Here is an 18683-nt window from a genome sequence, read left to right as displayed (position 1 = left end):
AATGAAAATTTCTGATTTGCTCAAGAAAGAAACAATGATTCTCGACTTGGCGTCAACGACGAAAGAAGCCGTTATTGATGAATTAATCGCCAAGCTTGGGGAAGCAGGGCGCTTAAACGATGCGGAAGCGTACAAAAAAGCGATTTTGGCAAGAGAAGCGCAAAGTACGACTGGCCTCGGCGACGGCATTGCGATTCCACATGCTAAAACGGCAGCTGTCAAAACGCCAGCGATTGCGTTTGGTCGCTCGAAAGCAGGTATTGATTACGAGGCATTGGACGGACAGCCAAGCCATCTGTTTTTCATGATTGCTGCCTCCGAAGGGGCCAACAATGAGCATTTAGCAACGTTAGCAAAGCTGTCGACTTATTTAATGGACGACGATTTTCGAAAAGGCTTGCTCAACGCAGCTTCATTGGATGACATTCTGGCATTGATTGATGAAAAGCAAGCACTGGAAGACAAAGAAGCGGAGCCAGAGGAACAAACCGAAAGCGCTTCCGAAGATTCTGGCAAATTCATTCTCGCTGTGACTGGCTGTCCAACTGGGATTGCCCATACGTTTATGGCTGCCGATGCGATCAAGAAAGAAGCGACTGACCGCGGCTATAAAGTAAAGGTTGAGACAAACGGGTCTGGAGGCGTGAAAAACCGGTTAACAGCAACGGAAATTGACGAAGCTGACGGCATTATTGTTGCCGCTGATACGAAGGTAGAAATGGACCGTTTTAGCGGCAAACGCGTGGTCATTGCTCCAGTAGCAGATGGCGTCCGCAAGCCAGCAGAGTTAATTGATCGTTCCCTTTCAGGAAAAGAACCTGTTTACCAAGGCAGTGGCGGCAAAGGCGAAAACGAGCAAAGTGAAGAGAAGAAATCAGGCGGCGCTGCTATTTATAAGCATTTAATGAATGGCGTTTCCAATATGCTCCCATTTGTCATCGGCGGCGGAATATTGATTGCCTTAAGCTTTGTATTTGAGACAGCTTTCGGCGAAGATAACCCGATCCGCGAATTGTTAATGGCGATTGGTGGCGATAATGCATTTGCACTCTTTATCCCTGTTCTTGCTGCGTTTATTGCAATGAGCATAGCCGACCGGCCAGGATTTGCCCCTGGTTTAATTGGCGGGTTTATGGCCGTAAATGGCAATTCTGGATTTTTAGGCGGCTTGCTCGCTGGATTTTTAGCAGGCTACTTAGCCTTGTTTGTACGCAAATTGCTGTCTGGCATTCCTCAATCGCTTGAAGGGTTAAAAACGATCTTATTTACACCTGTGCTAAATATTTTGTTTACAGGCACAATTATGTACTACTTAATTGCGCCCCTTGCTTGGGTGAACACAGGAATGCAAAATTGGCTAGGCGACCTCGGCACAGGGAACATGGTCATTCTAGGCGCTGTTCTTGGAATCATGATGGCGATTGACATGGGTGGCCCGATTAATAAAGCAGCCTATACGTTTGGGATTGCGATGATTGATGCTGGCAACCTTGGGCCCCAGGCAGCAGTCATGGCTGCAGGAATGGTGCCGCCACTAGGGATTGCGATCGCCACAACGTTTTGGAAGCATAAATTTACGAAGCAACAACGAGAGTCAGGGCGGACAAACTATGTCCTTGGCGCTTCTTTCATTACAGAAGGGGCGATTCCGTTTGCGGCGGCAGACCCAATCCGTGTTATCTCGGCAAGCGTTGTCGGCGCCGCTGTGGCTGGCGGTTTAACCGGATTGTTCCATATACAGCTCCCTGCGCCACATGGAGGCATTTTTACAATGTTCCTAGTCAATGAGAGCACATGGTCTTACATCGGCCTATATGCGTTGGCCATCGTGATTGGCGCGATTGTGACTGGAATCATATATGGAATCATTAAAAAGCCAATTGAAAACAAGTAACGAAAAGCCTGTTTTGACCGTTATGTCAAAACAGGCTTTTTCACCGACAAAGGAAAGCTAATATTTGTCCTATAGAAGCAAGTAATAAAAAAGAAGCCCAGGCTTTAGGAAACCTGAGCTTGGCTAAATCGCGCTTTTACAAAGTCGCTTTTTGTAGTTTATCAATAAAAGCTAGGGAACGCCCTGTGCCGATAGCGACAGATTCAAGTGGGTTTGGTGCAACGTGGACAGGAACCGCAATTTGGTTCGCAATCCAATCTTGCAAGCCATTTAACATGGCGCCACCGCCTGTCAACAGAACGCCTCGGTCGACAATATCGCCTGACAGTTCCGGCGGGCAATCTTCCAATGTGGTCCGCAATGCTTCAAGCAATTGCCATAACAGCTCGCTTAAAGCACCTTGAACTTCTTTTGAGTTTAATTCAATCGTTTTTGGCAAACCATTGACAAGGTCCCGGCCCCGCACTTCCATTGTCCGCGTTTCATGGTCAATAGGCGCAAAGCCAATGTCGATTTTAATTTGTTCGGCTGTCCGTTCGCCAATGAGGACATTGTATTGCTTGCGCACATATGAAATAATCGCGTCATCAAATTTATCTCCGCCGACCCGAACAGAATTCGAAGAGACTACGCCGCCGTACGAAATGATGGCGACTTCCGTTGTACCGCCGCCGATGTCGACTACCACATTGGCTGTTGGCTCTTCTACAGGCAAGTCTGCACCGATCGCCGCAGCTACAGGTTCTTCAATAATATGGACTTGTTTAGCGCCGCAGCTGCGCACGGCGTCAAGGATGGCTCTTCGTTCAACAGACGTTGAGCCTGTCGGCGCACACACAACAACGGTTGGCTTGCGGACAGCCATGCCCATGTTTTTGCTCGCCTTGCGCATTATTTCTTTTAAAAGGCTAGCTGTTACGTCAAAATCGGCAATCACACCGTCACGGAGAGGGCGCATAGCAACGATTTGGGCTGGCGTTTTGCCGACCATGTTTTTTGCTTCTATCCCAATAGCGAGAACATCACGTGTTTCCGTATTTAAAGCGACAACAGATGGCTCATTTAAAATGATTCCTTTTTCTTTTGAGTAAACAAGAATATTGGCAGTTCCTAAATCAATGCCGATTTGTGAAGATGACCACATAATTTCCACCACGTTTCTTCCAGATTTCCTATGCTAACGTTTAGTGTATCAAGGACACGGTTTGCGAGAAAGGGGAAAAGGTTGGAAAATTGTTGTGGATTGATGTCGAAAGATGAGACGAATCACCTATTTTGTTACACAAATGTAAAGAGGCGCCTGAAAAAGGATGAATGTTGTTGATAAAGCCGACACTATGAACTTAGATAGCGCTTGTTCAACCGAAAACCTAGCCATAAAAAAACGCCCCTCTTATTTGTTTTTAAGTATCTAACAAATTGGGGGCATTTCAATGCGAGCGTTTATCTACAGTCTGAAGCGCCTGGGAAAGGGCGCTTCAGTAGTGGGGGAAGGGTTGTTTGCTTTTAGAAAACAACGAAGGGGTTTTTTCATTGTTTTCCTGTAAGGTTTTTATACCCGTTTAAAAGCGTAATAAACATAAAAGCAACAAAAAATGAACCATTTTTCTGGATACGTCCGTTAGCCAAAAAGTCGGTAAGTTTTCGGAACAGGGCAGGCTTGTTTCTTAAAGCTTCCTTTGGTACGATAAAAAAATCGTGTGTAATAAAGGAGCAACAACATGGCAACTTCACAACAATGGTCTTCAAAATTAGGTTTTTTATATGCAACGGCTGGCAGCGCGATTGGCCTTGGAGCTATATGGAAGTTTCCTTACATTGCAGGAACAAGCGGTGGAGGCGCTTTTTTTGTGCTGTTCCTCGCGTTCACTTTGCTGATAGGTGTTCCCTTACTTATCGGTGAATACGTGCTTGGTCGCCATTCAGGTCGAGATGCGATTTCAACCTATAACATGCTGGCGCCCCGTTCGGTCTGGAGCGTGACAGGATGGCTTGGTGTCGTCACTTGTTTTTTGATCCTGTCTTTTTACAGTGTCGTCGGGGGCTGGTCGCTTATTTATTTAGGCTCCTCCTTATTTGGCCAGCTAGGCGGCCTTGATGTAGACGGGTACCAAGCTAAATTTACGGGGTTGATCGCAAATCCGTATTTGGCTGTCGGTGCACAGGCCTTGTTTTTAGGATTGACGGCTGCCGTTGTGCAAAAAGGGGTCCAGAAAGGGATTGAACGAGCAAGCAAATGGATGATTCCCGCTTTGTTTGTCCTTTTAGTGCTATTGTCGATTTATTCGCTCACACTTGATGGAGCTAAGGAAGGACTGGCCTTTCTGTTCAAGCCAAATTGGGAAAGCCTTTCAAGCGAAGTAGTTTTGTTCGCTCTTGGCCAATCCTTTTTTGCTTTATCGATTGGCGTCTCGGTGATGGTGACTTTCAGTTCATATGCGTCAAAAAAGCAAGATTTGCCTGTATCTGCTGCTACATTAGGGGTAATGAATATTTTTGTCGCAATGCTGGCAGGAATCGTTATCTTCCCTGGTGTGTTCACTTTCGGTCTAGAACCAAGCGAAGGGCCGACGCTTATTTTTGCAGCCGTGCCAGCGATTTTTTCGCAAATGCCGTTTGGCGATATCGTGGTCGTCCTCTTTTTTATGCTTTTCTTCTTCGCTGCTCTTAGCACCGCTTTTTCACTGTTAGAAATTGTAGTCGCTGCCTTTATGAGAGGGGATGGAGGCAAACGGGCAAAAGGAAGCTGGTTAATCGCTCTGTTTGTGTTGCTGATGGGCATTCCTTCTGCATTGTCATTTGGCGTGATGGGGGATGTTCACCTATTTGGTATGCCCTTTTTCGACTTGGTTGACTTTCTTGCATCCAATTTATTGATGCCGATTGGCTCGTTGCTCATATGCATCTTTTTGCTCGTTAAAGTAAAACGGCAAACACTTGCAGCAGAATTTCAAGAGGGCAGCGCCCTTGGCAAAAAAGGATTTACATTATGGCATACGATTATGACTGTTATCGTCCCTGTAGCAATTGCCGTTGTCTTGATCGACCAATTTTTTGGATTTAATCTATTTGCTCTCCTATTTTCTTGAAATATGTTATAATAGCAAAAAGCAAGAGGGGGCATCATTGTGAATAAGGACGAATTGCATGTTTATCTTGAGAAAAAGTTGAGCGATGCAAAAGTGCAATTTGAACGTACGATTGATTGCAAACACACTGAATTCGATGACCTGTACCCATATATGACCGAACAGCCCCAATTTTTTTGGTATAAGCGCTACGTCGCTTGGCAAGAGCTCCTTACTCTTGTTCAAGTCGCAAAAGACTTCGACTTTAACTGGCATAAGCTGTTTTCAAAAAAGCAATCCAGGTATGTGGAAGCACAAGTGCTTGATGCGAAAGTATTGGATAACTGGTATGAAGAAAAGACGGCAGATTCCATGCCTTAAACAACTCGCCCCTGGCTATAATGCCAGGGGTTTTTAGTAATGCTTACCGCTTAGTTTATTTCCGTTAAGTTCCATAAAATACAGCAAAAAGCACCGATTCGAGTAAATTAGTGGGGCGGTTATGGAACGAAGCGCCAGGACATGGTTTAATAGGAATGTGAATCGTTTGAATATAAGGAGGATGCTGAATGAAAGCGACGGGCATTGTCCGTAAAGTGGACCAGCTAGGGCGAATTGTCGTGCCAAAAGAATTGCGGAAAACAATGGGAATTGATATTGGCAGCCCATTGGAAATCTATGTAGAAGATGACCGTGTGATTGTTAGGAAGTACGAGCCTTCCATCAAAACATGCATGGTGACAGGGGAATCTTCAGAAGAACATTTGCAGCTTGCAAACGGCAACGTTGTGTTAAGCCAGGAAGCGGCCAAACAGTTATTGGACGAATTAAAGCAAAAAGAGAGCAGTTTTGTCGGGAACGCTTAATCGGACAGCTTGGACGATAGAAGCCGCTTGTCAGACGGTGGAGCGAATGAGGATGCGATTAGCACAATACGTTCATAGACAGTGGCATTCTTCGTTGGAATACATGCAAACGACAAAATATTCGAGCGTTGTTTACAGATTGAAAGGACATAGGTTGCTGCCTATGCCCTTTTTCTTATTATAAAAACGAAATGGTCGCGTGTTCTTGGTTGTAAATTTCTTTAATGTCTTCCCCGATATCTTCTTCCAATTCTTCTCTCGATGGAATGCTGCTATAATTTTGTACAATTGAGAACGTGTCGAGGCATAGCAATAAGTAAGGGTAGCGCTCTGGTGGGTCAACGATAAGCACAAATAACTTGTCCGAAGATGTACAAATGAAGTCACCTGCTTTGTCAGCGGTCCGTTTCCGTTCAATATGGATGTCCAAGCTCGCTCACCTCTTTATCCAAAATCATCGCCAGGTTGATCCAATTTTATACATCGCCGTGGTGGGAGCGCGCTTTCGTTGAAACGGAAAATCAAGTATGCTAAATGCAGGTGAGAGACAAACGTTCCTAACTATGCCGCTTTTGGCTTTACGTATGCTAACTAGGCTTTAATATTACCGTTACCGTTGTTTCGGTTTTTTGCTTGTAGATTTGTTTGTCCCGTTATCAATAAGTTCACTTGCAACTTCTTCATTAAACATGGATTCAGTTGGCGTCTGGTTATTGGTCAAGGTTTTTTTTGCTTGTTTATTTCGTTTCAAGTTGCCTCACCTCCATCCATACGTTTTCCATGGCAGTCCGAAACTATACGAGCCAAGGAGGTTCAAAAATGGCAAAGCAAAAATATTATGTTGTTTGGAAAGGAAGAAAACAAGGGATTTTCCGGTCATGGGCTGACTGCGAAGCCCAAGTGAAAGGGTACCCTCAGGCGAGGTTTAAATCATTTCCAACGCTTGCAGAAGCGGAGGCTGCTTTCCAAGGCAAAAGCTTGGCCTCTTCAGTGAGGCCAAAAGAAAAAGCGCAAAAATCGCCTGTCTGGAACAGCGTTAGCGTTGATGTTGGCAGCCAAGGGAATCCTGGAAAAGTTGAATACAAAGGGGTTGACACAAAGACAGGGGAGATTTTATTTGAAAAGACGCCCATTAACATGGGCACGAATAATATGGGCGAGTTTTTAGCGATTGTCCATGGACTCGCCTATGTACAAGGAACGGACAAGCCCGTCTACTCTGATTCTGCGACTGCAATTGGTTGGGTAAAAAAGAAAAAAGCCAATTCTACATTAAGCCGGACAAAAGAAACGGAAGAAATTTGGTCGCTTGTAGAACGAGCGGAGAAATGGCTGCGCGAAAACCCTAACCATAATCCAGTGTTAAAGTGGGAAACGGATGTGTGGGGAGAAATAAAAGCCGATTATGGCCGAAAGTGATCGTCGTTAAAAAGGGGAGTTTAAGGGTATAGATATAAAAAATCCGTTGTTGTGAAAAGGAGTGCAGGTTGTTATGTATGAGACATTGCTGGCCGTTCAGAAAGAGCATGTGTTTACTGGCGCTACAAAAGCTGTTGCTTATCGAAAACGACAGCTCCAAAAGCTGAAAACGATGCTGCAAACGTATGAAAAAGAACTGCTTTCAGCGTTACGAGCGGATTTGAATAAACAAGAGCCTGAAGCTAGGATGGTTGAAATGGCTTTTCTACACCAAGAGATCGATTTGGCGTTGGAGTCGATCGATGAATGGGTCAAGCCAATAAAAGTGAAAACGCCTGCCAGCCACACCGGTTCAAAAAGCTGGGTAGCAACAGAACCATATGGTAGCGTCTTAATCATTTCCCCTTGGAATTATCCGATTCAACTCACATTTGCGCCTCTAATTGGTGCCCTTGCTGCTGGCAATGCCGCGGTTCTCAAGCCTTCTGAGTTGACGCCGCGGACTTCAAGCATAATGGCTGCCGCTGTCCGGGCCACATTTCCGAAAGAGCTCGTGACTGTGGTAGAAGGAGACGCGAAAACGGCAGAGACGCTGCTCAATCTTCCATTTAATTCTATTTTCTTTACGGGAAGTGCCGCAGTCGGAAAAATCGTGTTAGAAAAAGCAGCTAAACATATGACGCCATGTACGCTTGAATTAGGCGGGAAAAGCCCGGTGATTGTGGATGGCGAAGCAAAACTGAAATTGGCAGCCAAACGGATTGCTTGGGGAAAGTTTTTAAACGCTGGGCAAACATGCATTGCTCCCGACTATGCCCTTGTCGATGAAGACGTGTACGAACTGTTTCTTGAGCAGCTAAAAGCGCAAACATATACGCTTTTTTCGGAGAAGACAAAAGAGGGAACCTATACGCAAATTGTGAACGACAAACACTTTGAGCGCCTGCGCCGCTATTTAGATAGTGGGCATATTGTTCTTGGCGGTCAAATTTCACCAAAAGCGCGTTTAATGTCCCCAACGATCTTAACCGATGTTCCTTGGGATGCGCCGATCATGCAGGAGGAAATCTTTGGCCCAATCTTGCCTGTGTTTCGATACAAAACGCCTGCCGAAGCAATTCAAAAAGTCCGCTCATTGCCGAATCCACTTGCACTCTATGTATTTTCTGAAAACGAGCGTGTACAACGGCTATTTACGGAGCAGCTTTCGTTTGGCGGCGGCTGCATCAACGACACACTTATGCACGCAGCAAACCCCTACCTTCCTTTCGGCGGCAAAGGAACGAGTGGCATTGGTGCTTATCATGGCTATGAAAGCTTTCGCACTTTTTCCCATCAAAAAAGCTTTTTAAAGCAATCGACAACGTTTGACGTGCCATTTCGTTACAAGCAAGGGAAAATCGCAAATACATTTATACGTAATATATGCAAATAGGAGTGGACCGAAATGGAGGAAATATTTGACGTTGTTGGTGTAGGGATTGGTCCTTATAATTTAGGGCTGGCAGCAATGATTGCAGAAAGTACGGATATCAATGCGGCCTTTTTTGATGAAAATGATGTCTTTTTGTGGCATCCTGGCATGCTGATTGATGGAACCGACCTTCAGGTTCCTTTTTTAGCGGATTTAATAACGTTGGCCAATCCACAGAGCCGCTACACATTTTTAAATTATGCTCACGCGGAAAAAAGGCTGATGTCCTTTTATTTTTTCAACCGCTTTGATATTCCAAGAATGGAGTACAATGCCTACTGCCAATGGGTAGCAGGGCAACTAAGCAACTGCCATTTTGGCACAAAGGTGTTGGATGTTCAGTATGAAGCGGAGAAAGCAGCGTATCGAGTCGTGCTATCAGCGGCTGGAAAAGAAAAAACGGTTTATGCAACCCATATCGTTGTCGGTACTGGAAGTGTGCCGCTTCTTCCAGGCAGCCTAGAAAAAGCATGCAACGAAGACATCATCCATTCAAGCGACTATCGCTTTTATGAAAAAGACATAAAGGAAGCACGGTCGGTAACGGTAATCGGTTCAGGGCAGAGCGCTGCTGAAATTTTCTACTCCCTTTTACAGGACCAACCGAATCACCATTATACCCTTAACTGGTTTACAAGATCGCCAGGTTTTTTCCAACTAGAGGAATCAAAGATTGGGCAAGAGCTTTTTTCGCCTGATTTTGTTTCCTATTTTCATGAACTTCCCTATGAAACAAGGAAGGACACCCTTTCACTGCTCGGGCATTTGCGCAATGGCGTGCAAGCTAAAACACTCCACAACATTTATGACCTATTGTACCACCGCAGCATTGCCAAAAAAGCTTCGCCTGCTTTAATACGCGCCAATATGGAAGTGACAACGATTGAGAAAAAAGGACCACGGAGCTATCAAGTGATCGGAGAACAAACACAACAAAGGCAGACGTTTGCCTACAAGACAGAAAAAGTCATTTTGGCAACAGGCTATAAGCCGAATGTCCCCCGCTGGTTGGAAGCAATGCACACTGAGCTGGAAATGGAAGGCGAGAGCGAGTTTAAACTAACACGTAATGCAGAACTCCTTTTTAAAGCTGCGCGCAAAAACCGGATGTTTTCCTTAACGAATCTCGAACATGCGTTAGGGACAAGTGCCACCAATCTGGCTTTATCGGTTGAACGGAATGCCCGGATTGTAAATGAACTATGTGGCAATGAGGTATTCCAAGTAAGCCCAGGATCTGTTTTTCAACAATTTGGCAATGAAGAGGGCGGAAGCTGACCGGATCAGCTTCCGTTTTTTATAGTGATGACAACCTTATCTCCGTTTTGACACTTAGCAATCATTTGTGAATACATCTCACTCCTATCATCCATTCTCATAAATGTTTTAAAACCCATCATATTTTTTGGCCAAACGGAATAAAATGGTTTCTCAAGTAAGAAGCGCTAATTGTGAAAGGACGGCTCTTGTACTAGCTGTAGCGACTGCTTCGTAAGCACGGGAGCAAAGAATTGAAACAACGTACGTTTACAATTTGTATAAATTCGTTCTTAAAAATTATTATAAATAACATTGACTTTCTACCTCAATCCACGTACACTATATTTAACGATAATGATTCCAATTAAGGAATAAGTTTTGTTTTATCGTTCATTTGCCAACGATGACATATTGGTAAAGCCTATTGATCAAAAGGGGGATTACATATGCGACGATTAACAGATAATCAAGGACATCCAATTTATGACAACCAAAACTCGCGTACAGCTGGCCAACATGGCCCAACTTTGTTAGAAGACTACCACTTGGTAGAAAAGCTCGCCCATTTTGACCGTGAACGGATTCCAGAACGGGTTGTCCATGCGCGGGGGGCTGGTGCCCATGGCGTATTTAAAGTGAAAAACAATATGAAGCGCTATACAAAAGCAAACTTTCTTTCTGAAGATGGGAAAGAAACACCTGTTTTTGTCCGCTTCTCAACGGTCATACACGGCGGTACTTCTCCAGAGACGCTTCGCGATCCACGGGGATTTTCCGTTAAGTTTTATACAGAAGAAGGAAATTATGATTTTGTCGGCAACAACTTGCCTGTTTTCTTCATCCGTGACGCGATTAAATTTCCGGATGTGATCCATTCTTTAAAGCCAGATCCACGTACGAATATCCAAAACCCTGACCGGTATTGGGATTTTATGAGCTTAACGCCAGAATCAACAAATATGCTTACCCATCTATTTACGGACGAAGGCATCCCTGCTTCTTACCGAGAAATGCGCGGTTCAAGCGTCCATGCGTTCAAGTGGATCAATGAACACGGCAATATGGTTTATGTCAAGCTGAACTGGGTCCCGAAAATGGGCATTCGTAACTTATCAATGGAAGAAGCCGCCAACATACAAGCTCATGACTTTAACCATGCAACGAGAGACTTGTACGAAGCGATTGAACGTGGCGATTATCCAGAGTGGGATTTATATGTACAAATCCTTGATCCAGCCGATTTGGACAATTTCGATTTTCATCCACTTGATGCAACGAAAGATTGGCTTGAGGAAGACATTCCTTCTCAACTAGTAGGGACGATGACGCTAAACCGCAACCCTGAGAATGTCTTTGCTGAGACGGAGCAAGTTGGCTTTAACCCTGGAAATCTTGTCCCTGGCTTTGAGCCATCGGAAGACAAAATGCTTCAAGGCCGCATCTTCTCGTATTCAGATACACAACGATACCGTGTCGGTGCGAATTACTTGGATCTCCCAATTAACTGCCCATTTGCGCAAAAGGCAAACAATACAAGAGATGGGGCAATGCCGATCGGCCAGCAAACAAACCGGATCAATTATGAACCGAACCGTTATCAAGATACGCCGAAAGAAGCGGAAGGCTATGAAGACTACCGTGCGCCTATTAATGGCACGATTGGACGAATTGCGATTGAAAAGAAAAACAACTTTGGCCAAGCGGGCAAAATTTATCGAAACTATCCAAAAAGTGTCCAAGACACGCTTATTAAAAACATTGCAAATGATCTAAAACAAGTTGCTCCAGAAACGGCGCTCCGAGCCATTTGCAACTTTTACCGTGCTGATGAAGACTACGGACAACGCCTTGCGGATGCCATTGGAATGGACATCTCTGAATACGTGAAACACGGATCAGAGAACAACGCCTAAATCGAACAACCAGCGTGACTGTTTAGTCCGCTGGTTTTTTTATAATTATTCGCATAGCCATGCCTTCCGTCTCATAAAGTAGCAATAACGAAAGGAGTTGGTACGAGTGAGACGTTGGACGAGCTATTCAAATCAGGAAAAAAGTTTATTGTTGCTCGGGGTGGCAACGCTATTCGCCATGGTCAGCAGCTTTTTCTTTGCCATCTAACGTGCAAAAAGCAGCCAATAGTGGTAGTATTTAAATTGTTACGGTAGACGAAATAATTTGACGACAGGAGGCTGTATATGCATTATCCAATAACATGGGATTTAGAATCGATTTTTGCAGGCGGAAGCCAGTCTGAGGCGTTTAGCGACTTCTTAAAAGAAACAAACCGTTTGCTCGACCATTGGCAGGAAACAGAAGCTGCTTCTGTGGACATACAAGAGCTTGTTGCGGCAATTGAACACATTTTTCCTCGTCTTGCCCATGCGAGTGCCTTTGTTTCTTGTTTGCTAGCACAAAATGTAAAGGACGAAACGGCACGTTTGCGCCAAGAGCAAGTACAAGAGCTTGAAGTCAAATGGCAAAAATTAAACTTGCTCCTTGAAGAAAAACTGAAACCGATTGACGATCAAGCCTTTGCCTCTCTCCTTGAAGAAGAAGCAATGAAACCATCAGCTTTTATGTTGGAAAAAGCGAGAAAACGGGCAGCTGACAAAATGAGCGCAGACAAGGAAGAATTGGCGGCCAAGTTGGCTAAAGACGGCTATCACGCCTGGGGATCCGTTTATAATGAAGCAGTCGGGCGAATGGAAATCCCGTTTGAAGAAAATGGGGAAGTGAAACATCTGTCGGCCGGACAACTCCATAACCGTTTATCGAATGAAGACCGTTCCGTGCGCAAACGTGCTTATGAAGCGTCGCTACAAGCATGGGCTCAGCAAGCGCCATTGTTTACGCAAACATTAAATCGCCTTGCTGGGTTCCGTTTGAAGCTGTACGAAGAACGGGGCTGGGACAATGTCTTGAAAGAACCATTGGACATAAATTTGATTTCCGAAGAAACATTAACAACGATGTGGGATACGATTACGAAAAACAAGCCAAAACTATACCCATACATGGACAAGAAGGCAGAATTGTTAGGTTTGGAGAAACTGAGCTTGTTTGATGTCAACGCTCCTTTGCCGACAAGCGAAACGTCTAATAACGATATTCCGTATGAAGAAGCTTGTGAGCTGATCATCAAACATTTTAACCGCTTCAGCCCGAAAATGGCTGAATTTGCTGAAATGGCGCTTAGCAACGGTTGGGTCGAAGCTGAAAACCGCGCAGGAAAACGCCCAGGCGGCTTTTGTACAACTTTTCCACTCCGTCAAGAATCGCGGATTTTTATGACCTATGACGGCTCAATGGACAATGTGGCAACGCTCGCTCACGAACTGGGTCATGCGTACCATAGCTGGTGCTTAAAAGACATGCCAGTTTCGTCGCAAAAACAGTATCCAATGAGCATCGCCGAAACCGCCTCTACATTTGCCGAAATGATTGTCGCTGATGCACTTTTGTCTGAGGCAGAGAGCCCAGAGTTAAAACGATATCTGCTGGAAAACAAACTTTCTCGTTCATTAGCCTTTTTCATGAATATCCATTCCCGTTTTCTGTTTGAAACGCGTTTTTATGAAGAACGGAAACAGGGGATTGTACCGACTGAACGTTTAAACGAATTGATGGTTGAGGCGCAAAAAGAAGCATATGGCAATAAAGTGGAAGCATACGACCCTTATTTTTGGGCATCAAAATTGCATTTTCACATAACGAAACAACCATTTTATAATTTCCCTTATACATTTGGCTATTTGTTTAGTATGGGCCTATATGCACGGGCTTTAAAAGCAGGCGCTTCTTTTGAAGATAACTATATTGCGTTGCTGCAAGACAGTGGTAGCATGACGGCCGAACAACTAGCACAAAAGCATTTACAAGTCGATTTGACAAAACCGGACTTCTGGCAAGAAGCGATCGATGTTGTGCTAAAAGACAGCCATCAATTTGTTCAGTAAAAACAGTGGGGGTTAGCCTCCGCTGTTTTTTTGTGCAAGAATTAATAGTAGAAGGGGAACTTAGGTTTGAAGTAAAATAACAATAGAACATGGAAATCGATGCTTAGGAGCTTCAAAGGAGGAGGCCTTCTTGAATGAAAATGAAGTGGATGGCGATGTTATCGGCACTTGCCATTCTCTCTGCCTGTGCAGGAGATACAGAAACATCGAAACAAAAAACGGATAATGAGACAAATGAAAATCAGGAAATGGCATTAGAAAGCGATAAAAAGGAGCACAATCAACTGTCTGAAGAAGAAGGGGAGGCGGAAACGGTTGAAGCGATAACAGCCGACTCCGTTATCGAGGAAGCGATTGCTGCAGAGAAAAAATTGGAGCATTTTAGCCTAGAGTGGCAAAAACACGAAGTAGCGGAAGATGGGACTGTCATGGAAGCGTATGCTTTTGAGCGGTTGCATGTATACCGTTCTGACAATGGCCCAGATTACTTTTTTAAGCAATCTGAAGACATTGATGAGCATGGGAATGGCGTGGAAACAATCGAAACACAAACGCCTGAAGGAAGAAACGTGTACCGGAACACAGATAGCTTTGCTGTACTGAGCGCAGCTAGCGATGACCATGTTCCGCCGTTTTCAGCCGAGCCACTTGAAGACCTAATAGCTGAGCAATCACCCTATGCTCTTACATATCAAGGCATTTATGAAATCAGCGGCTACCTCGCACATCATGTGCAAGCGAAGGCAGAAGAACAGGGTGTAGAAATCAATTTGTGGTTCGATACTGAAACGGGGTTGCTAGTAAGAGAAAATGCATTTTATCAAGGCAAGCCCGGCCAAGTTTCGATTTTAACAACATTTGAAGAAGACATTGACTTCGATCCAGAGCTATTTGACTTTCCTATTCAAGGAGTTCCAGTCCGAGACGAGCGGTAATCGAACGATAATTTCGACGCCACTGTTGTTAAGTGATGTGATTGCCACTATCGCTCGAATAAGCAGTGGCGTCTATTAATAGTCGTGCTGATCGCTCTGCAAGTACGCTTTATCTTTAAAGAAAAGCCGCCAAAAATAGAGAAAGACAGGGACGAGAATGGCGAGCCCAATTAGGAAGCCAATGAGCAAATAACGAAACATGGTTTCATTGGTAAAGGCATCATAGATCGTGACGTTCGGGTAAAGCAAGTATGGGAGATGGGCGCTGCCATAAGCAATGCTCGCTAAACCAAACTGGACAACAATGAGCAATAAGGCGGCACGAGGTTGGCCGAGATGGCTTGTCTTTGACCGCCACCATAAGGCGCTGTACCCTAACGCAAAAGCAAACAGGGATAAAGTATACCAATGCCAAAGCGACAAAAACTTCTCAAACATCCACGGCGCTTCTGGAATAAGCGTAAAGATGGCAGCTACCGCAAAAACAAGGGTAACAGGGCCAAGGAAAATCGCGTTTTTTCGGTAAGAAGAGGCTGTGCTCTCGTCTCCAGCCTCTTTTGCATAATCGCACATAAACAACGCGGAAATAAACAACTGGGTGACAAGGCCAAAGCCAACATGTGTATAAAAGGCAGGGCTTAAAAATAGCTCGTTAACTAGGATGTATTGCTTGTCGCCAGCGACGACAACAAATCCGCCAATTGCTGCAGGTAAAATGCTGACGAGAATGGCTGGGATGAACAGACCACATAGCCCAGAGACGAGCGTCAGCATGCGCGAATATTTTTTCGTGCTGTACGCGTAGACCAAAAAGGCGCTACGGATTGTAAGCAACAGCAGGACAAGGCAAAAGGGCACGATCATCAATGTGCCGAGCGTAGGGGCTGCGCCTGGAAAGAGAGCCACAAATGCAACAACGAGAAGGACAAGGAAAACGTTTGTTACTTTCCATGCAGGCGATAAAAAGTTGTTTGCAATCGTTGCTGCTTTATAATGATTCTGGCGGCTATAATACATGGCCCAAAAACCTGTGCCAAAATCAATCGAACCCGCAACAGCATAAATGAACAGCAATGCCCATAACAGCAGTACCGCAACATAGACAGATTCCATAAACCCCTCCTAATACCTAACGGAACGCGCTCATATCTTGGCGGAGCGGATTTCGCTTGAAATAAAAATACATAACAAAACTCGTTAAAATAAGCAGAACAAGGTAAAGCGTTGAGAACAAAAAGAATAACAAGCCGAGGTTCCCGGAAGTTGTAGCTGCCTCGGCGGTCGTTTGCACGCCGAAAATAATCCAAGGCTGGCGGCCAGTACAGCTAAAAATCCAACCTGTCTCGATGCCGATCATCGCAAGGGGGCCAGCAGCAACAAGTGCGATTAAAAGCCATTTCGGAAACCGAATCCCGTCCTGTTTGCGTCTGAAAAACGAAAACAGCAGGCCAAGGCCTGAAACAGCAATCAATGCAAAACCGATGCCGACCATTACGTTAAATAGTGTATGAACAAAAAGTGGAGGCCACTGTTCAACAGGAAAATCATTTAACCCTTGGACGACCCCGTCCGTCGAGCCAGTCGCGAGCCAGCTTAGCAGTCCAGGGAATTCCAGTCCGCCAATCACTTCATTCGCTTCTGGGCTTGGCGTTCCTAAAATCGTCAATGGTGCATTGGTTTGTGTGTCAAAAAGCCCTTCTGCTGCTGCTAATTTAATTGGGATTTCCTCATAAAGCATGACCGTTGTATCATGGCCGGTAAAACCAGTCCAAACAGACATCAAAAATCCAAAAACGAGCGCCAACATTAATCCTTTTTGGTGGTAGCGGATTTCTGCTGCTGTAATGGATGGTTTTAACAACTTAAAAGCAGCAACAGCACATAACACGAAAGCGCCTGTCATGTAGGCCGTGCTAACGACGTGGTACGAGGTCGACCAAAAACTTGGCGACAAGGCAGCCGCAAGCGGATTGACGTTTTCAATTTGGCCGTCAATGATGTCAAAACCTCTCGGGGTATTCATCCAAGAGTGGGCGCTAGTGATCAAAACAGCAGAGGCCACAGCGCCAAAGGCAATAAAAAAGGAACTAATGATTCTCATAGCAGGAGAAAGACGATCAGCAGCATATACATAAATAGCCAAAAACAACGACTCTAAAAAGAAAGCAAAAATTTCAATTTGAAATGGCAGCGCAATCACTTGACCGACGATTTCCATAAAGCCTGGCCAGAGCAGGGAAAGCATAATCGCTACAATCGTACCAGTTGGAATCGCTACGCCAAGAAGGATGGCAAGCCCTTTTGTTAACCGCTTGGCGAGGACGGCATAATCGAGATCGTTGCGTAGCGCCCTCATCCATTCTGCAAAAAAAATCATTAGCGATAGGCCGACTGTTAATGTCGCAAAAATAATATGAAAGGCCATTGACGTGCCAAACAGCATGCGTGCAAGCAGCACATGATCCATGAGGGACCCCCGCTTCCCGTTTTTTTATATGAAATTACTTTGTGCGATTGCCAAAAAAATATACAAAAAGGGAAAAGGTGCGGGAATAAAAAAACGAGCCTAAAAAAAGGCTCGTTCCAGACTGTAGAAAAACGCTCGCATCCTTCGTTGCTCACCTCATTCATATGCTCATGAACCCATGTTCTATTCGCATCTTCACTCGGTTTCGCGCCTCGGCTGACAAGCGTTTTCTATCAGCCAGGGGATTTTGTCGACTCTGTCGACAACCTCAAACGAGCCTTAAAAACGGCTCGTTCTAGTTGGTTTGGCTTTTTTGAGTGAACGGTTTTTCTTTTGGGCACGTTCATCCAATTTATCATCAATTTTGGATAAAGCCTCAGGATCGTTTAAAAGTTCATCTCTATTTTGGGCCATTAAGTCCTCAAAACGGATTAAATGACGTTTACGCATATGATCACCCTTTTTGTGTCTGAATATTTCCTATCATTAGTATACCATGAAAACGTAATTTTACAAGCGTAATTTGTTACAAATTTTTGATAAAGATGAAATTTGTCGAACCAAGTCTAGTTAAGCAGAAAATCCTTTTAGGGAAGACACTTTACATCAATGAAAAACACTGGTAGAATATTTCTAACTTAAAGGGATCTTTTTTACTGGTGATTGAGCGCTTGTTCGGGCAAGCTAAAAGTGGGGAGGGACCAACAATGACACAATCAGAAAAAGAAAAATTGATTGCCCTTGAAAAACAAATAAAAAAACTTTCTGCACAGGTGGATGAGCTAAAAAACAGCAATCATCACACTAAATTCGAAATCCTTGAAACAGACCGTTGCCTTGTGCAAACATACAACTAATGCTGACCCATTGCGGTTGGCATTTTTTTGTGAATGGGTTCAGCTTTACAAATGCGAGAGAATCTGTTTTAAAATAGAAACAGGATACATAAAGGAGGAATAAAAATGGCCAGCAAAAAATGGGGGATTTTGATTGCAGGTGTTGTCATCGGGGCTGTACTTGTAAAAAAAGATTGGCGAAACCGTCTTTGCCAAGAAGCGAAGGAACTGAAGCAGCAGGCAGGGGACACGTATGCCTTTTTGCGGGACAATCGGGAAAACATGGTTGGGCAAGCAAAAGAAGTCATGGAGGATGTCCGCTCGATTTGGAAAGACATTTCCGAAGATGTGCGCACGCTGACACAAACAGCAAGCCATATGAAAGAAACATCTGAGGAAGCGATCCAAGCAGCAAAGGAAGCTGCTGACGAAATTAAGCTGTTAAAAAAGCAGCGTGAGATGAATAACGAAAGATAAGAGAGGGGATTCTTTAAGTAAGGACGGC

At 44.6% G+C, this 18683-nt stretch carries 18 protein-coding genes; 12 read left to right on the top strand and 6 right to left on the bottom strand.

Annotation, left to right across the window (positions count from 1 at the left end):
• Nucleotide 1: 1 nt before the first annotated feature.
• Nucleotides 2–1894: a PTS fructose transporter subunit IIABC gene (locus tag BC8716_RS21890; protein WP_094429066.1), complete on the top strand. Its 1893-nt coding sequence runs from the start codon at nucleotides 2–4 to the stop codon at nucleotides 1892–1894.
• A 136-nt stretch (nucleotides 1895–2030) separates the two neighbouring features.
• On the opposite strand, the gene mreBH is transcribed toward BC8716_RS21890, so the two are convergent.
• The gene (gene mreBH, locus BC8716_RS21885) at nucleotides 2031–3038 is read right to left on the bottom strand and encodes a rod-share determining protein MreBH (protein ID WP_094429065.1); all 1008 of its coding nucleotides are present in this window, start codon (nucleotides 3036–3038) and stop codon (nucleotides 2031–2033) included.
• Nucleotides 3039–3615: 577 nt separating this feature from the next.
• Here mreBH and BC8716_RS21875 point away from each other — a divergent pair.
• The 3 genes from BC8716_RS21875 (at nucleotide 3616) to BC8716_RS21865 (ending at nucleotide 5828) form a co-directional block, all read left to right on the top strand.
• The gene (locus BC8716_RS21875; RefSeq protein WP_094429061.1) at nucleotides 3616–4983 is read left to right on the top strand and encodes a sodium-dependent transporter; all 1368 of its coding nucleotides are present in this window, start codon (nucleotides 3616–3618) and stop codon (nucleotides 4981–4983) included.
• A gap of 39 nt (nucleotides 4984–5022) precedes the next feature.
• Nucleotides 5023–5343 carry a hypothetical protein gene (locus BC8716_RS21870; RefSeq protein WP_011246125.1) on the top strand — a complete coding sequence of 107 codons (321 nt, stop codon included), beginning with the start codon at nucleotides 5023–5025 and terminating at the stop codon, nucleotides 5341–5343.
• 188 nt (nucleotides 5344–5531) lie between these two features.
• Nucleotides 5532–5828 (top strand): AbrB/MazE/SpoVT family DNA-binding domain-containing protein, encoded by a 297-nt coding sequence (locus tag BC8716_RS21865; RefSeq protein ID WP_094429060.1) that lies wholly within the window; start codon nucleotides 5532–5534, stop codon nucleotides 5826–5828.
• A gap of 178 nt (nucleotides 5829–6006) precedes the next feature.
• On the opposite strand, the gene BC8716_RS21860 is transcribed toward BC8716_RS21865, so the two are convergent.
• Nucleotides 6007–6258, bottom strand: coding sequence for a hypothetical protein (locus tag BC8716_RS21860; protein WP_011246127.1), 252 nt, complete (start codon nucleotides 6256–6258; stop codon nucleotides 6007–6009).
• Between the two features lie 180 nt (nucleotides 6259–6438).
• Nucleotides 6439–6579, bottom strand: a complete 141-nt coding sequence (locus BC8716_RS22550; protein WP_011246128.1) for a hypothetical protein — start codon at nucleotides 6577–6579, stop codon at nucleotides 6439–6441.
• A gap of 68 nt (nucleotides 6580–6647) precedes the next feature.
• Here BC8716_RS22550 and BC8716_RS21855 point away from each other — a divergent pair, with 68 nt between their 5' ends.
• From BC8716_RS21855 to BC8716_RS21830, 6 genes are all read left to right on the top strand, one after another.
• Complete coding sequence (locus BC8716_RS21855; RefSeq protein ID WP_094429058.1) at nucleotides 6648–7247, top strand: ribonuclease H1 domain-containing protein; 600 nt, start codon at nucleotides 6648–6650, stop codon at nucleotides 7245–7247.
• A 73-nt stretch (nucleotides 7248–7320) separates the two neighbouring features.
• Nucleotides 7321–8682: an aldehyde dehydrogenase gene (locus BC8716_RS21850; protein ID WP_094429056.1), complete on the top strand. Its 1362-nt coding sequence runs from the start codon at nucleotides 7321–7323 to the stop codon at nucleotides 8680–8682.
• A 12-nt stretch (nucleotides 8683–8694) separates the two neighbouring features.
• The gene (locus BC8716_RS21845; protein ID WP_094429054.1) at nucleotides 8695–9999 is read left to right on the top strand and encodes a lysine N(6)-hydroxylase/L-ornithine N(5)-oxygenase family protein; all 1305 of its coding nucleotides are present in this window, start codon (nucleotides 8695–8697) and stop codon (nucleotides 9997–9999) included.
• Nucleotides 10000–10427: 428 nt separating this feature from the next.
• Nucleotides 10428–11894: a catalase gene (locus BC8716_RS21840; RefSeq protein ID WP_094429053.1), complete on the top strand. Its 1467-nt coding sequence runs from the start codon at nucleotides 10428–10430 to the stop codon at nucleotides 11892–11894.
• A gap of 285 nt (nucleotides 11895–12179) precedes the next feature.
• Entirely contained in the window at nucleotides 12180–13940 is a 1761-nt protein-coding gene (locus BC8716_RS21835) for a M3 family oligoendopeptidase (protein WP_094429051.1), read from the top strand.
• 134 nt (nucleotides 13941–14074) lie between these two features.
• Nucleotides 14075–14875 (top strand): hypothetical protein, encoded by an 801-nt coding sequence (locus BC8716_RS21830; RefSeq protein ID WP_094429049.1) that lies wholly within the window; start codon nucleotides 14075–14077, stop codon nucleotides 14873–14875.
• A gap of 75 nt (nucleotides 14876–14950) precedes the next feature.
• On the opposite strand, the gene BC8716_RS21825 is transcribed toward BC8716_RS21830, so the two are convergent.
• The 3 genes from BC8716_RS21825 to BC8716_RS21815 all read right to left on the bottom strand — a co-directional run bounded on the left by BC8716_RS21825 (nucleotide 14951) and on the right by BC8716_RS21815 (nucleotide 17792).
• Nucleotides 14951–15988, bottom strand: a complete 1038-nt coding sequence (locus BC8716_RS21825) for a cytochrome d ubiquinol oxidase subunit II (RefSeq protein ID WP_094429048.1) — start codon at nucleotides 15986–15988, stop codon at nucleotides 14951–14953.
• 16 nt (nucleotides 15989–16004) lie between these two features.
• Entirely contained in the window at nucleotides 16005–17342 is a 1338-nt protein-coding gene (locus BC8716_RS21820) for a cytochrome ubiquinol oxidase subunit I (protein ID WP_094429046.1), read from the bottom strand.
• A gap of 279 nt (nucleotides 17343–17621) precedes the next feature.
• On the bottom strand, nucleotides 17622–17792 hold the full coding sequence (locus BC8716_RS21815) for an FbpB family small basic protein (RefSeq protein ID WP_011246139.1): 171 nt from the start codon (nucleotides 17790–17792) through the stop codon (nucleotides 17622–17624).
• A gap of 257 nt (nucleotides 17793–18049) precedes the next feature.
• On the opposite strand from BC8716_RS21815, the gene BC8716_RS22435 reads away from it, so the two are divergent.
• Both BC8716_RS22435 and BC8716_RS21810 read left to right on the top strand, forming a co-directional pair.
• Nucleotides 18050–18199 (top strand): hypothetical protein, encoded by a 150-nt coding sequence (locus BC8716_RS22435; RefSeq protein ID WP_011246140.1) that lies wholly within the window; start codon nucleotides 18050–18052, stop codon nucleotides 18197–18199.
• A gap of 105 nt (nucleotides 18200–18304) precedes the next feature.
• A complete protein-coding gene (locus BC8716_RS21810) occupies nucleotides 18305–18655 on the top strand; it encodes a hypothetical protein (protein WP_011246141.1) in 351 nt (116 codons plus the stop codon).
• The last annotated feature ends 28 nt before the right edge of the window (nucleotides 18656–18683 follow it).

Source organism: Shouchella clausii (assembly GCF_002250115.1).
Lineage (GTDB): Bacteria > Bacillota > Bacilli > Bacillales > Bacillaceae_D > Shouchella > Shouchella clausii.
The sequence above is the reverse complement of the archived record's forward strand: the minus strand, read 5'-3'. Positions and strand labels throughout refer to the sequence as shown.